Raw genomic sequence first — 13,742 nt, 5'->3', positions numbered from 1 at the left:
AACGAAGAGGTTGGCGCCCTGCTTATCCACCGGAACGTAGAAGCCGGGAAACCCTTCGTCCTCCATTTCCTTGCCGAGGTCCGCCAGAAGAAACAGGAAGTCGTCCCTCGGAATCCCCAGGTTGTTTCCACGTTCCAAGTCCATGACCACACCCTTGTGGATGGGGCCGGGAACCTTCTTCCTTTCGCGCAGGCCTCTGGCCTTGCGCATCATCTTCAGGATCTCCACTCCTTGGGGACACGCGTACTCACAGCGGCCGCAAAGGGTGCAGACCCAGGGAAAGCGCGAGTCGATCAGCTCCTGTTCCATGCCGAGAGCGGCCATGCGGACTGCCTTTCTAGGGTCGAGACCGTCGATCCCGGCCACCGGACAGCCTCCGGCACACGTGCCGCAGGTGAAGCACGTGTCCGCCCATTCGGGAGCCACGACCAGCCTGCGTTCCTTGCGTTTAATGGTTATTGGATCCATGTAGTAAACCTCCTTTAGAGATTGGGCGCGCCGACCGGCGAGGGAGATGCGGTTCTGTCATCATCCCGGCCACCGGTAACAGGATGTTGAGCGTATGCTCGTCTTCGCTGTGCTCTCCCGGCAATAGAGTGCGATTCCGCCCCATTCGGCATGGCTACATCCCGACCTTCCTGCGGAAAGAGTCATTCAGGGCCAGATTGAGATTCAATTTCAACGCGTCACCCGGCAGACCAAAAGCCCATCCCATAAGCTGCGGCAGGTAAAGAACCGAAATCTTGACGGCCTCGCCGCGCTTCCTTGCAATGGGTTCTTGATATGCTTCCAGGTTCATCTGGCACATGGGGCAGACCGTGACGATGCAATCCGCTCCCCGCGCGGCATCGAGAATGCCGCCGGTGAGTTCCATGGCCACCTCTTTTTTTGTGGACATGAGGGCCGCTCCGCAGCATTTGCTTCCCACGGACCAGGGGTAAACGTTCGCACCCAGAGCCTCGATAAGAGATTCCATGGATCGGGGCTGCTCCGGATCGTCAAAGCCGGCGTACGGGCGCAGGGTTTGACAGCCGTAATAAGGCGCCACGGTCAGGCCTTCGAGACTCCTTTTCACCAGCGGCCGGATGCCCTCGGGATCGAAATCCCTGGCCAGGACGTCCAGGAGATGGCGCACTTTCCTTTTTCCTTTGTATACCAGGCCCTCGTCCTTCAGGGCCTCGTTGATCTTGCCTGAAAGCTGGGGATCTCGACTGACATGGTCTTCGACCCTTCTCAGATTCAGATAACAAGCGCTGCACGGTACCAGAAAATCGGCCTCGCTGTCAATGCGGTCTCCCAGGGCGAGGTTACGTGCGGCCAACACCATGGCCAGGAGGTAACTGGTAGCCTCGGCCGCACTTGCGCCGCAACAGGTCCAGTCCTCGAGTTCCAGCAACTCTCCGCCCAGCGCTTTCATGGCCGCCCGGGTCGACTGGTCGTATTCCCGGGCCGTGCCCTCGAGCGTGCAGCCCGGATAGTAGATATATTTCATGTTCTCTTCTCCAATTCCTGAACTTTCTGAAAAAGTCGGTCGAATCTTCCTTCGCCGAACAGTTTCGGAGCCTCGATGGAAACCTTTCCCTTCTTCATGAGCTTAAGGCCCAATGGAATGTAACTGAAAGGAAAAATCGGGCTTTTCATGGAGATAAAGTAACGGTTGATGAACTCCATCTCCCTGAGCCGACCGTAACGCTGGACCGTATCCATGAACGTTTTGTAGAAATTGGCGCTCTGTTTGAACTTGGTCAGCCCTTGAGCGGCGGCCAATCTCTTTAACGCGCCCATGGTCTCGGTCAGCTGCAGTCCTCGCGGGCAGCGCAAGGTGCAATAATAACAGGCGGAACAGAGATAAAAGGTTTTGCTTTTGAAAATGCTTTCTATGTCGCCCAGTTGGGCCAGCCGCCATACCTGGCGTGGCGTCAGGTCCATGGCAAAGGAATTCATACAAGATCCCGTGCAGGTGCCGCACTGCATGCAGGCCCGGACGTTTTCCTGGATTTCAGCCCTGAGCCGCGATAAGGGGGCCTCGTGCGTCGCCTTTGTCGTATTTACCGGTTGTTCCATGATTAAACATCCTCTCCTTTCAGAGAATGGCTTCCAGAGCCGCGTCCAGTACTTCAAACATCTGCTGGTTCCTGAACCCTCGAAGCACCGAGGCGCTGTTGGGACAGACCGCCGCGCAGGAACCGCAGCCCTGACACATGATTTCGTCCACGGTTATCCGATCCTCGTCTTCATCATATTCACGGGCGTGGTAGGGACAAGCGTCAACGCAACGTTCACAAAGGGAGCACAGGCTGTGTCGAACCTCCGCAACCACGCTACCTGCAGCCAAACGTTCGCTTTTCAGAATTCTGAGCGCACGTTGGGAGGCAGCATTGGCCGTGGCGATGGACTCGACAATGGAACGGGGCGAGTGGGCGATGCCGGCCATGAAAATACCTTCTCGTATAAAGTCCACCGGACGCCATTTGGATTCCGCTTCCTGATAGAAGCCGTCCTGATTGACGGGGACCCCGAACAGTTCCGCCGGCGATTGCGTGTCGTTCGGAACGATACCGGTGCTCAAGACGAGCAGGTCCGGATTCAGTTCCAGGGGACGGCCCAGGATCATGTCTTTGGCCGCGATCACGGGGCGATCGTTCTTGACCGTCACCCGAGGTTTGTCATTGACGTCGTAAAGAAAAAACATGACGCCCGCGCGCCGGGCCTTGGTGAAATAACTTTCCAGGAACCCGTAGGACATCATGTCGCGATAAAATACGTACACGTCGGTTTCAGGATTCTGTTCCTTGAGAAACAGAGCGTTCTTGAGAGCGGAGGTGCAGCAGATGCGGCTGCAGTAGTTACGGGGCTCCTCTCTCGAATCGACGCATTGGATCATGGCTACGGCGCCGAGCTGTTTGGGATCGATACTGCCGTTCGCCAGTTTTTCCTCCAATTCATGCTGGGTGACGATGGCCTCGCTCTCTCCATAGGAGTAGCTTTTGGTCTTGGCCTCCGCACCGCCGGTAGCCAGGATAGTCACGCCGTGCTCGATGGTTTCTCCCCCGCCGTCTTGGTTTTCGATGACGGTGGAAAAGCGGCCCACGTGACCATGGGAGTGCAAGATTCTCCCCCCGGTATGAAGCTCTACCAGAGGATGTTTTTCTATTTTGGCTATGGTGTCCTCGAGGAGTTCCTGCGGCGACAGACCTTCGATGGTGCGATGCAGGGTCCGTAGGTTTCCACCCAGTTCGGCTTCCTGCTCCACCAGGTGGACCTTATAGCCGTGATCCGCAATGGACAGCGCGGAGGTCATACCCGCAATGCCTCCTCCCACCACCAGAGCCGACTGATAAACAGGAATCGTGGGTATGGGCACGGGATCGGCTCCCTTCAGCTTGCCGACACCCATCGAGGTCACCGCCTCCATGTTCCGGATAACCGACGCCTCGTCGGAACCTCCCCCCGGAAACGCCGACGTCCGGATATCCACTACATCGATCAGAGTCGGATGAAGGCCGATCTCGTCGCCCAGTTCGCGCAGCGTCCGGCTGTAAACGTAAGGCATGCAGGCGCCGATCAGCAACCGGTTGAATTTATCCTTGCCCACGGCTTGCTGAAGCTCTTCCCAGCCCTGGCGGGTGCAGAGGCGATCGATGGTATGGACTTGAGCCACACCATTTCTTTCCTCCAGATACGTCTCCAGAGCGCCCAGGTTGCCCATACTCCCACCACAGGAACACAAGGCGACCGCGACCCGGGGTATCTCTCTCGATACGTCACGATAAGCCGTTTCCTCGGATGGTTGCTCCGCGAGACCGCCGCCTTTGGAATGAATCAGTTTGGATGCGGTGATGGAGGCGGAGCTGGCCTGGATCACGGATTCCGAGATGTCCCGAAGTCCGGAAAAGGAGCCGCCCACGACAACACCCTCGTGGTTCGTTTTGCATGGAGAAAACCCCACCGCCTGGCAGAAGCCCCATTGATTCGTCTCGACACCGGCCATTTCAGCCAACCGATCGGTTCCTGCAGGCGGTCTCTGGCCCGCGGCCAGCACCACCAGATCGTAGTCCTCTTGATGCAGTTCTCCGCTGACGTCAACGTAACTGATTCGGAGGGCTCCGTTGGCCCCGAAAGGTTCGATGGAATGTACGCGGCTTCTCTGGAATCGTACGCCGTGTTCCTTTTCCGCCTGGTCTTTGTAGCGCTGGAAGTCTTTACCGTATGTGCGCATGTCCATATAGAATATGGTGGTTTCCACATCGCCGTTGCTTTTCTCTTTGGCGAGCTGGGCTTCTTTTATGGAGAACATGCAGCAGGCCGAGGAGCAGAAATCCGCATCCGCCTGCCGGTCCCGGGAACCGACACACTGCAGCCAGGCCGCCCGTTTGATCTCTTTGCCGTCGGGCGTTAACAGTCTGCCTTTGTTGGGTCCCGTGCCGCTGACCAACCGTTCGAACTCGATGCTCGTCAACACGTTGGGCAGCTCGGAATACCCGTACGTATTCTTGCCCGTTCTCGGATCGTAGGATTCGAAGCCGGCGGACAGAACAACCGCACCGACCTCGATCTCCCGCTCGCCCGCCCGCTGGATCTTCTGATACAACTGTATGACCATGGACACCAGTTTGTTCGGATCGAAGGGCTTCATCAGGTAGTCCAGCGCTCCCATCTTCATGGCCTCTACGGCGGTCTCGACCGTGGCGTAGGCGGTCATCATCACCACCGGAAGCTCCGGATGGAGTTCCTTGGACCGTTTGAGCACTTCCACCCCGTCCATCCCAGGCATCTTGATATCCAGGAGCATAAGCTGGTAGGGGTTCTGCGCCAGTTTTTCCAAGGCGTCGATACCCGACTCGGCCATGTCCACATTGAATCCCTCTTCGTGCAACCATTCCTTGAGGGAGTCACGCACCACCAACTCGTCGTCGACCACGAGAATCCGAAATTCTTTGCGGGCCTCCGTTCCGAAATCGATGGCCTGTGTGGGGCAGATCTTCTCGCATTCTCCACAAAGGGTGCACGACGCCATGTCCACAACGTACGTGTTGGGAATGTTGTGCGGGACCGGAAGATAGACGGCCTTTCTCTTCGTGAGTCCCTTATTGAACTCGTCCGGAACCTCCACAGGGCAGACGCGACTGCACTCGCCGCATCCAATGCAGCGGGTCGGGTCGACCATAGTGGGTTTCTGACTCAGTCTTACCTGAAATTTTCCGGGCTCGCCTTGCAGTTCCACCATTTCAGTGGAAAGCATAATATCGATATTTTCGTGGAAGAGACCCTTCCTCAAACAATAATGAGAGGAAGCATCCCGTTCTACCAGCGGAAGCATTTTACACATGCCGCAGCGATCCGTGGGAAACTGGTAGTCCAGCTGGGTGAGCACGCCGCCCAGATGGGGAGCTTTGTCGATCATCGTCACATGGTATCCCTGTTCCGCCAAATCGAGGGCGGACCGGATGCCACCGATACCGGATCCCACGACCAAAGCTGAGCCAATCTTCTTTCTCATGACAGAAAAACCTCCAGTCGTCCGTTTCTCTGGGCCTTAAACTTGAACTGATCCTCCACTGCCTTAGTCGCAAACGACTATTGACAACGGACAACGGACATTAATCTTTTCCCCCCGTGACGTCGGAGAATTCCTTTTCGCGAAATACCGACAGGGGCGGTTCGTCCTCGATACTTCGTCCGGCCTCGTAGTTAAAAGCCTTCTGAGTGAAATTAGCTACGGTCCTGAACAGCTCCATGACGGGGATGTTATTCGGACATGCATTGGAGCACTGGCCGCATCCGATGCATGCGGTGCTCATATGCGCCAGCCGGGTAAGATGGTAAAAGACCGTATCCGTCGGCACCTTCAGGATGCCTTTTCGCTTGGCCCAACGCAGATACTGGGCTGGTTCGTGGTCGAATACGTCGGTGACAAACACGCACTCCTTGCAGTAGCACACGGGACAGGCCACTCGGCAATTGTAGCAGTTGACACAGTTGGACAGATAATTCGTCAGCTTCTTGACGTCCGAGGTGGCTTCACTGGTCTCTTGAAACATCTGATCCCGATAGGCAGTCCGCTTGGCCAGAAGCTTATCGACAGCCTCCTGGTCAGGTCGGCGCTCTCCGGAATCGGATGTTCGCAGGACTTGCAAGCCGGGGACAAGTCGAAGTCGTCCTGGGAGGTCGGTTTGCCCGAGGCCGCGTTTTCCAGGAACCGAAGCGTGGCGTTGACACCGTCGTTCCCCGCGAAACGGGGATAATTGACATTGCTGTAAGCGCCGTAACAGTCGGTTCCTATAAGTATCACCTCGTCCATCCGGCCCTGTTTCAGTTTCACCAGCTCGACGAAAGCCCGCACTTCACATGGACGCAGCACCACGGCAATCCGACCTCCGATAGGCTTTCTCGTGAGCTTGGAAACCACTTTGGCGGCATTCATGGGGAATACCGGAGCCAAGGGATCGATGCCCTTGAGCTTTTCCGGGTCCGTCACCAACGTAGGCATAACCGTGTTCTTGTCGGTAAGGTGTTGGTTCACCATGATTCCGCTTATATCGCCGTCTGTGAGAATCCGCTTGAAGAGTCCCTGCAGCGAGTCCAAAATATGTTGATCTTTCACATCGATTTTCCCTGTCTTAGCCATGAATCTCCTCCGGGGACCGTCTTTTGAATGAGGGATTTGATTCGCGAACGTGATCTCGCATTCCCGCTTTCGTTATCGAGAAGTCCGTATTCTCCATTGCTAAATTACCATTTGCGTCTTGGTTTCGATGGGGCCGAGGGCCTTGACTTTTTCAACCATTTCCTTGATGGTGCCGGCAAAATCCACACCCTCGCTGGCTCCGATCCAGGTCAATTTGACCCTGCCTTCGTCGAATCCGAACCTCGGGAGGATCTCTTTGAGCAATTTAACCCGTCTGCGGGCCTTGTAATTACCATTGATGTAGTGACAGTCGCCGGGATGACATCCGCTGATGAGTACGGCGTCGGCCCCTTCCAGGAGCGCCTTTATCACGTATTTCGGATCCACCATGCCGGTGCACATCATTCGGATCAACCGTACATTGCTGGGGTAACTCAGCCTGGACGTTCCCGCCAGGTCCGCTGCTGTATAGGTGCACCAGTTGCACACAAATGCGATGATTGTTGGTTCAAAATCGGCCATCTGGACCTCCATTTTTCAGATCTGTTTGTTGATATTATCCAGACACACAAGCCACAAAGCGTTCGCGTTCCGCCGGCTCCGTGGCCGTCCTTTCCGCGTCGAGAGCTACGTTCCCACCTGAGCAAGCGCGTCCATGACACCTTCAAGCTCAGCGAAGATCTGCCGCTCGTTGAAATGTCTGACCTGGGCGGCCCCGCTCGGGCAAAAGCCGGAGCAGCTCCCGCATCCCTTACAAAGCGCCTCGTTGACTACGGAAACCCCCCGTCTCTCGTCGAATTCAATGGCTGAATAAGCGCAAAGGTTGATGCACGTCTGACAGCCGGCGCAAACGTCCGGGTCGATCCAGGAGATTGTCGAAGAAACGGGCACCCTGCCCAAGGTGGCCAACTGCAGAGATTTCACGGCCGCTCCCGAGGCCTGGGCAACCGTATCCGGGATATCCTTGGGCCCCTGGCAGGCCCCCGCCAGGAAGACACCATCCGTAGCCGTGTTGAGGGGACCGAGCTTCGGATGTTCCTCGAGGAAGAAACCGTCCGCGCCTTGATTGACGCCGAATACCCTTCCTACATCGGCGGTATCTTCTCGAGACTGCATGGCGGCGCAGAGTACGACCATATCCACGGGGGTGCGAAAACGTCTGCCGATGAGCGTATCTTCTCCGATGACCACGAGCTTGCCTTGCTCTTCAGGAGTCGTGGCCTGCAGGCTGACTTCCGCGGGTTTACCTCGCACAAAAGTAATGCCTTCTTCCTGGCATCTCCGGTAGAATTCTTCGTAGCCTTTTCCATAGCAACGCATGTCGATATAGTAATCGTAAATCTTGGTATGGTGTCCCACCTTATCCCGCAAAAGGTGACCGTATTTGAGCGCGTACATGCAGCAGACCCGGGAACAGTACTCGTGGTAATTCGTATCGCGGCTGCCGACGCAATGAATAATGGCCACGCTTTCCGGCGGGCGGGTGAACTTTCCATTATCGTCCCGCATTAGGATCTTTCCGCTTGTGGGGCCGGTGGCGTTGTTCAACCGTTCAAATTCCAGACTGGTCAAGATATTGGGACTTCTTCCATACCCGAACTGTTTCATAGGGGTCGGATCGAAAAGATCATACCCGGTGGCCAGAATGATGCTGCCCACCTGGACCTCTCTTATCTGTTCCTCCGCCTGATGGTTCACGGCTTTGGCTTCACATACCCGAACACATTCCATGCACTCGCTGCAGATCCCGCAGTTAAGGCACCGGGACGCTTCTTTCCGGGCGTCTTCTTCCACGAAGCCGAGATCGACCTCGTCAAAACCGGCCACGCTTTCTTTGGCAGTTCTGTGGCGGACGGCTGCGCGTTTCTCTATGAGAGTATTTTCGGGAATATCGTTCCAGTGGCGGCCCGGAGGAGCTTGGTCCTCCAGCTTTTCGGCGAGTTTATCCAAATCCTGGCCGTTCAGATAGCAGTGGATGGCTTCCACGGCCTTGTGACCCGCGGCTATGGCTTCAACCACCGTGGCCGGCCCGGACACGGAATCACCTGCCGCGAACACGTTAGGTATCGTGGATTGCATGGTGTACGGGTTCACCACATAGGTGCTCAGGGGACTCAGGGCCAGATCGGCCAGGCCGTCGGCCCATTTGACGTCGGGCATCTGGCCGATGGCCGGAATCACGACGTCGCAGTCGATGACGAATTCGGAACCTTCCACCGGAACCGGACGCCGTCGCCCGCTGGCGTCAGGGGTGCTCAGTTCCGTCTTGAGGCATTCCAGGCCCGTGGTTCCGCCGTTGGAACCCTGAATTCGAATCGGGGCCGTGAGGAAGTGCATCTTGACGCCCTCGGCCAACGCACCTTCGATCTCCTCCGGATAGGCCGGCATTTCGTCTCGGCTGCGGCGATACACGATCGTGACCTCGTCGCTTCCGAGCCGCTTTGCAGCCCTGGCGGCGTCAATGGCCACATTGCCTCCGCCGATGATGGTCACGCGATTGCCCGGCCGCTCGCGAAGCCCCAGGTTGACTCGTCTCAGAAATTCGACCGCATCGATCACTCCCTTGAACTCGTCCTCGCCGGGAACTTTCATTTTCATGGTATCGTGGGCGCCCGTTCCAAGGAATATGGCGTTGAAACCCCGCTCCTTCAGGCTGTCGAGCGTGAAATCGACACCCAACCGAACCCCCGATTTCACTTCGATACCGGTCTTGAGCAGGTAGTCGATCTCTTTGTTCAATATTTCGGGAGGCAGTCGGTAGTCCGGAATGCCCACTCGCAGCATTCCGCCCAAACAATCGAGCGCCTCGAAAATAGTCACTCGATAGCCCTTCAATCTGAGGTAGTAAGCGACCGTTAATCCCGCCGGGCCCGATCCGACGACAGCCACTTTTTCCTCCCGATCCACAATCTTCGGCGCCGGCAGTTTTTCGAGATCCACACGGTCGGCGGCGTGGCGCTTGAGGTCCCTTATGGCGATAGCCTGGTCCACTTCGAGCCTTCGGCACTGGGATTCGCAAGGATGGGGGCAGACCCGGCCGAGTACGCCGGGCAACGGAAGGCGTTCCATGATCAACCGGACGGCTTGCTCGTATTTGCCCTGTCCGATGAGCTGGACATAGCCCTGGACGTTGACGCCCGCAGGGCAGGTGATAACGCAGGGGGCCCGGTCCAACTTCTCGATGGCGTAGGTAATCGGAACCGCCTGGGGGAAAGCTCTGAATATGGCTTTTCGTTTGGAAAGGCCTTCGTCCCACTCGCTAGACCTCTCGACAGGACACACAAGGGCGCATTCCCCGCAGCCCGTACACACGCCCTCTTTAACGTATCTGGGGTTCCGGCGGACCTTTACCTTATAGTTGCCTACGAAACCGGACACTTCGTCCACCTCGCTGTACGTAAGCAGCTCGATGTTTGCGTTTTGGCCCACGGAGACCATTTTGGGGGTTCCGATACAGGCCGCACAGTCCAGCGTCGGAAACGTTTTGTCGAACTGCAGCATGTGACCGCCGATGGTGGTCTGTCTCTCCACCAGATAGACCTTGTGGCCGGCGTTCGCAATGTCGAGGGCGGCTTGCATGCCCGCAATGCCGCCTCCCACCACCATGACGTCCGGATGAACCTTCACTTCCCTTTGGACCAAACCCTTGTGATAGTTGACCCGGTTGATGGCGGCAGCGGCGAGGGATTTTGCCTTCCTCGTAGCCGCAGTCCCGTCCGGCGTGACCCAGGAAACCTGTTCTCTGACAGAGGCCATCTGAAAGAGATAGGGGTTGATGCCCCCTCGTTGGCACGCACCCTGGAACGTTTTTTCGTGAAGTCGGGGGCTGCAGGAGGCAACAACAACCCGATTCAGGTTCTGTTCCCTGATGTCCTTTTCGATCATCTCCTGACCCGGGTCGGAACACATGAATTTGTAGTCGCGGGCGACTACCACGTTCTTAAGACCCCTCGCGAACTCCGCGACCTCCTCGACTTTGACCTTTCCCGCGATGTTCACACCGCAATGACAGATATAAAACCCGATCCTGTTTGACATCATTCAACCTCTTCCTCGGTTAAGAAGATCAACGGCGACAAACCTTTTTCCCGAAGTATGACTTCCCACCTTAAAATCGTCACGTTTGCAGCAAACTGCGGGTCCACGCCAAAAGCTCTTCCGGCTCGGGCGGCTTCTCGATATACGCTTCCGGTTCGGGAACCATTTTGCTGGTGTTCAGGTTGAGCATATTCAAGGCATGGAAAAACGTTTTCTTTGCAATGCCTGAAAGCATAATTACCGGAGTATTCCTCAGATGCGCGTCATTCTTGATGTCCCGATACAGTTGTATGCCGCCCTCTTCGGGCATCATCACATCCAGGATAATGAGTTCCGGCTTTAGTTGCCTGGCCTTGAGGATACCTTCCTTTCCGTCGACGGCGAGCACCGGGATGTACCCGCTGGTTTCTAGGAGAGTGGATAGGAAGGTCCTCGTGTCCAGTTCATCGTCCACGACCAATATTTTCTTGTTGGCCATCTCCCTCTCCTGTAAGAAAAAAATCTGCTACTGTGTTCCTCTTTTCACATTAGCAATTTACGTGCCAAATGGTTTAAGTCCTGATTTTTCAGGCTATTGGAATCGATGGGGGGTGGAAACCGAGCGGTAAAACCGGTTGTTTTGTTGCACGTGTGCAACAAAACCAAGGAACAGGACAGGGAGCAGCAGTGAAAAGGAGTGCAAAATAAGCGGGTTAAATATCACTGCAACAGTATGCAACAAACTGCAACAAAATTGCAACATGTTGCGTTGTCCGAGGACCGTCCCGGCCGGTGAAGCCTAGGAAGGGAGAACATGGTATTTCTTCATTTTACGCCACAGAGTCGTTCGATCGATGCCCAGTTCCCGTGCCGTCTCCCCCCTATTCCAATGGTGGCGCACCAAAATCTGAACAAGGAGTTCCCGTTCACTCAAGTGGGGCGTAGCGGCGGCGTCTTTAGACGACGCATCGGAGGGCGCGGGCTCGGAAACGCCTTTCTGAAGCGACAGGGGCAAGTGCCTGCGTTCGATCACGCCTTCCTCGCATAGGATTAGGGCATGCACCAGAATATTTTCCAGCTCTCGTATATTCCCGGGGTAATCATGATTCAGAAGGATCTCCATCGCATCTTCCGCAATGCGGATCGGGCCGGTTTTTCTCCTGGCTCCCAGGCTCTTGACAATATGGTCGATCAGCAGAGGGAGGTCTCCCTTACGTTGTTTCAGAGGGGGCATTTCCATCCTGATCACATTGAGCCTGTAGAACAGGTCCTCGCGGAATCGCTTTTCCTTAACCAATCTTTCCAGCCCCTGGTTTGTGGCGGCTATGATTCGAACGTTGACCTTGGTCGTCTTCCGGCTTCCCAGAGGATAGAACTCCTTGTCCTCTAAAACGCGGAGCAACTTAGCTTGAAGGGACAGCGGAAGATCTCCGATCTCGTCCAGGAATATGGTGCCGCCGTCCGCCTCCTGGAATCTTCCGGGCTTGTCCTTGTCCGCTCCCGTGAAAGCTCCTTTCGCATATCCGAACATTTCCGATTCGAGGAGATTGTCGGGAAGCGCCGCGCAGTTTACCTTAACCATCGGCTTGTTCTTACGATTACTCTGGTTATGAATAACTTGGGCGAGAAGATCTTTGCCGGTACCGGTAGGGCCCTCGATCAGCACCGTAGCTTCACTGGCGGCGATTACCGGGATGATTTGGAAGATTTTTTGCATGGAAGGATCTTTGCCCACCATATCGGCAAACGTGTAACGCTTTGAAATGGCCCGGCTGAGGTGGTCGATCAAGGAAAGGTCCTGAACGGTGGCCAGTCCCCCGACGATCTTCCCATGGTCGTTTCTGAGGGCCATGTAGTTGGCCCGGATCGGGATAGGGTCACCGGTTCTGCTCGTTATCCAGCCCTTGTTATTGGAATGGGATTTGCCGGTTTCGATGCATTGCTGCATTAATGAGACACTTCGGCCCGCCTCGTTGCCGAGCACGGTAGAGAGCGGCTTTCCGAGCACCTCTTTTCGGTTGAAGCCGGAGATGGATTCCGCCATGGTGTTGAAGAATGAAATGAGATTGCCCCGGGTGACCGTGAGTATCCCGATATCGAGATTGTTAAGGATGATTTTAAGTTGTTGCTGATCGTAGCGTATGCGGTTGATCAATTCTTCGAACGTGGAGCGATCCTGGAAAATCTCCATGCAGCCCATGGTATTCTGATTCGCATCGTAGAGCGGCGTAACGATCTTGGTGACCATTTGTCGTTCATTGCGGGAGTCTACGATCTCCACGTCGAAACTCAGGGTTTTCTGCTCGGCCAGCACCGCTTCATGATACTTGCACTCGCCGTAGCAAAGCTCGTTCAGAAAAACCTCGTGACAGAACCTGCCAATGACTTCTTCTTCCTTATACCCGGTCATTAGTTCCGCGGCTTTGTTGAAGGAAGTGATCTTGCGATGGGCGTCCACCGTGAATACGCCTACCCGCAGATCCACCAGCAAAGACCACAATTGCTCGTAACGAATGAATTGGTCGATTTGCGGCTCCTTCGGAGCCGCGCCGCTTTTAAGACTAGTTCTCATCTGACACTGTTCTTTCCGAAATCAAACACACATACGCTTGAAAGAGGGGTACGCGTAAGGAGGCGTCCAATTTCCCGAACCGGAAGCAGGCCGGTCGCCATTCAGATCGGGGTTCCGGTTTAGGCGCTCTTTTCAAAACACTTGTTAACGGCCATCAGAAGCTCGTCCGGCTCCGGCGGTTTTTCAATGTAGGCCTGAGGTTCGGGGATCTGTTCTCCCTTGTACTCGTCCAGGACCTTCTGAGAATGGTAGAAGGTTTTCTTGGACAGACCTGAAAGCATAATGACCGGAGTGTCTTTCAGGGACGGATCCTTTTTCAATTCCCGGTACATGTTGATCCCGCTTTCCATGGGCATCATCACATCCAGAATGATGAGGGCCGGCTTGTTCTTGCGGGCCAGTTCCAATCCTTGTACGCCGTCCTTGGCCGCGATGGGGTGAAAACCGCTTGTTTCCAGCAACGTGGTCACATACGTCCTCATATCCAGCTCGTCGTCCACGACCAGAATTTTTTTCGCCATGGTT

The 13,742-nt window shown here is 55.6% G+C and carries 9 protein-coding genes and 1 pseudogene; all 10 read right to left on the bottom strand.

What is annotated here, in order from left to right; all coding sequences use genetic code 11:
- The coding region (locus HY788_20520) for a 4Fe-4S dicluster domain-containing protein (GenBank protein MBI4776527.1) at positions 1-468 on the bottom strand (468 nt) is incomplete at its 3' end.
- A gap of 154 nt (positions 469-622) precedes the next feature.
- Positions 623-1,492, bottom strand: coding sequence for a CoB--CoM heterodisulfide reductase iron-sulfur subunit B family protein (locus tag HY788_20515; protein ID MBI4776526.1), 870 nt, complete (start codon positions 1,490-1,492; stop codon positions 623-625).
- A complete protein-coding gene (locus HY788_20510; protein MBI4776525.1) occupies positions 1,489-2,064 on the bottom strand; it encodes a 4Fe-4S dicluster domain-containing protein in 576 nt (191 codons plus the stop codon). The genes HY788_20515 and HY788_20510 overlap by 4 nt, the downstream gene beginning before the upstream one ends.
- A gap of 19 nt (positions 2,065-2,083) precedes the next feature.
- A complete protein-coding gene (locus HY788_20505; GenBank protein ID MBI4776524.1) occupies positions 2,084-5,500 on the bottom strand; it encodes an FAD-dependent oxidoreductase in 3,417 nt (1,138 codons plus the stop codon).
- 100 nt (positions 5,501-5,600) lie between these two features.
- Positions 5,601-6,628: pseudogene (locus HY788_20500) on the bottom strand (4Fe-4S dicluster domain-containing protein).
- A gap of 99 nt (positions 6,629-6,727) precedes the next feature.
- Positions 6,728-7,150 (bottom strand): hydrogenase iron-sulfur subunit, encoded by a 423-nt coding sequence (locus HY788_20495; GenBank protein MBI4776523.1) that lies wholly within the window; start codon positions 7,148-7,150, stop codon positions 6,728-6,730.
- 105 nt (positions 7,151-7,255) lie between these two features.
- The gene (locus HY788_20490) at positions 7,256-10,666 is read right to left on the bottom strand and encodes an FAD-dependent oxidoreductase (protein ID MBI4776522.1); all 3,411 of its coding nucleotides are present in this window, start codon (positions 10,664-10,666) and stop codon (positions 7,256-7,258) included.
- Between the two features lie 79 nt (positions 10,667-10,745).
- The gene (locus HY788_20485; GenBank protein ID MBI4776521.1) at positions 10,746-11,144 is read right to left on the bottom strand and encodes a response regulator; all 399 of its coding nucleotides are present in this window, start codon (positions 11,142-11,144) and stop codon (positions 10,746-10,748) included.
- Positions 11,145-11,444: 300 nt separating this feature from the next.
- The gene (locus HY788_20480; protein MBI4776520.1) at positions 11,445-13,217 is read right to left on the bottom strand and encodes a sigma 54-interacting transcriptional regulator; all 1,773 of its coding nucleotides are present in this window, start codon (positions 13,215-13,217) and stop codon (positions 11,445-11,447) included.
- 119 nt (positions 13,218-13,336) lie between these two features.
- On the bottom strand, positions 13,337-13,738 hold the full coding sequence (locus HY788_20475; GenBank protein ID MBI4776519.1) for a response regulator: 402 nt from the start codon (positions 13,736-13,738) through the stop codon (positions 13,337-13,339).
- Positions 13,739-13,742: the final 4 nt, after the last annotated feature.

The sequence above is a fragment of the Deltaproteobacteria bacterium genome, from assembly GCA_016208165.1.
Lineage (GTDB): Bacteria > Desulfobacterota > Desulfarculia > JACQYL01 > JACQYL01 > JACQYL01.
This window is presented reverse-complemented; position numbering and strand designations above follow the sequence as displayed.

Bases quoted from the DNA above. Each gene is read 5' to 3' on its own strand.
- HY788_20505 (MBI4776524.1), bottom strand. From the start codon at position 5,500: ATGAGAAAGAAGATTGGCTCAGCTTTGGTCGTGGGATCCGGTATCGGT.
- HY788_20490 (MBI4776522.1), bottom strand. From the start codon at position 10,666: ATGTCAAACAGGATCGGGTTTTATATCTGTCATTGCGGTGTGAACATC.
- HY788_20515 (MBI4776526.1), bottom strand. From the start codon at position 1,492: ATGAAATATATCTACTATCCGGGCTGCACGCTCGAGGGCACGGCCCGG.
- HY788_20475 (MBI4776519.1), bottom strand. From the start codon at position 13,738: ATGGCGAAAAAAATTCTGGTCGTGGACGACGAGCTGGATATGAGGACG.
- HY788_20485 (MBI4776521.1), bottom strand. From the start codon at position 11,144: ATGGCCAACAAGAAAATATTGGTCGTGGACGATGAACTGGACACGAGG.
- HY788_20510 (MBI4776525.1), bottom strand. From the start codon at position 2,064: ATGGAACAACCGGTAAATACGACAAAGGCGACGCACGAGGCCCCCTTA.
- HY788_20495 (MBI4776523.1), bottom strand. From the start codon at position 7,150: ATGGCCGATTTTGAACCAACAATCATCGCATTTGTGTGCAACTGGTGC.
- HY788_20480 (MBI4776520.1), bottom strand. From the start codon at position 13,217: ATGAGAACTAGTCTTAAAAGCGGCGCGGCTCCGAAGGAGCCGCAAATC.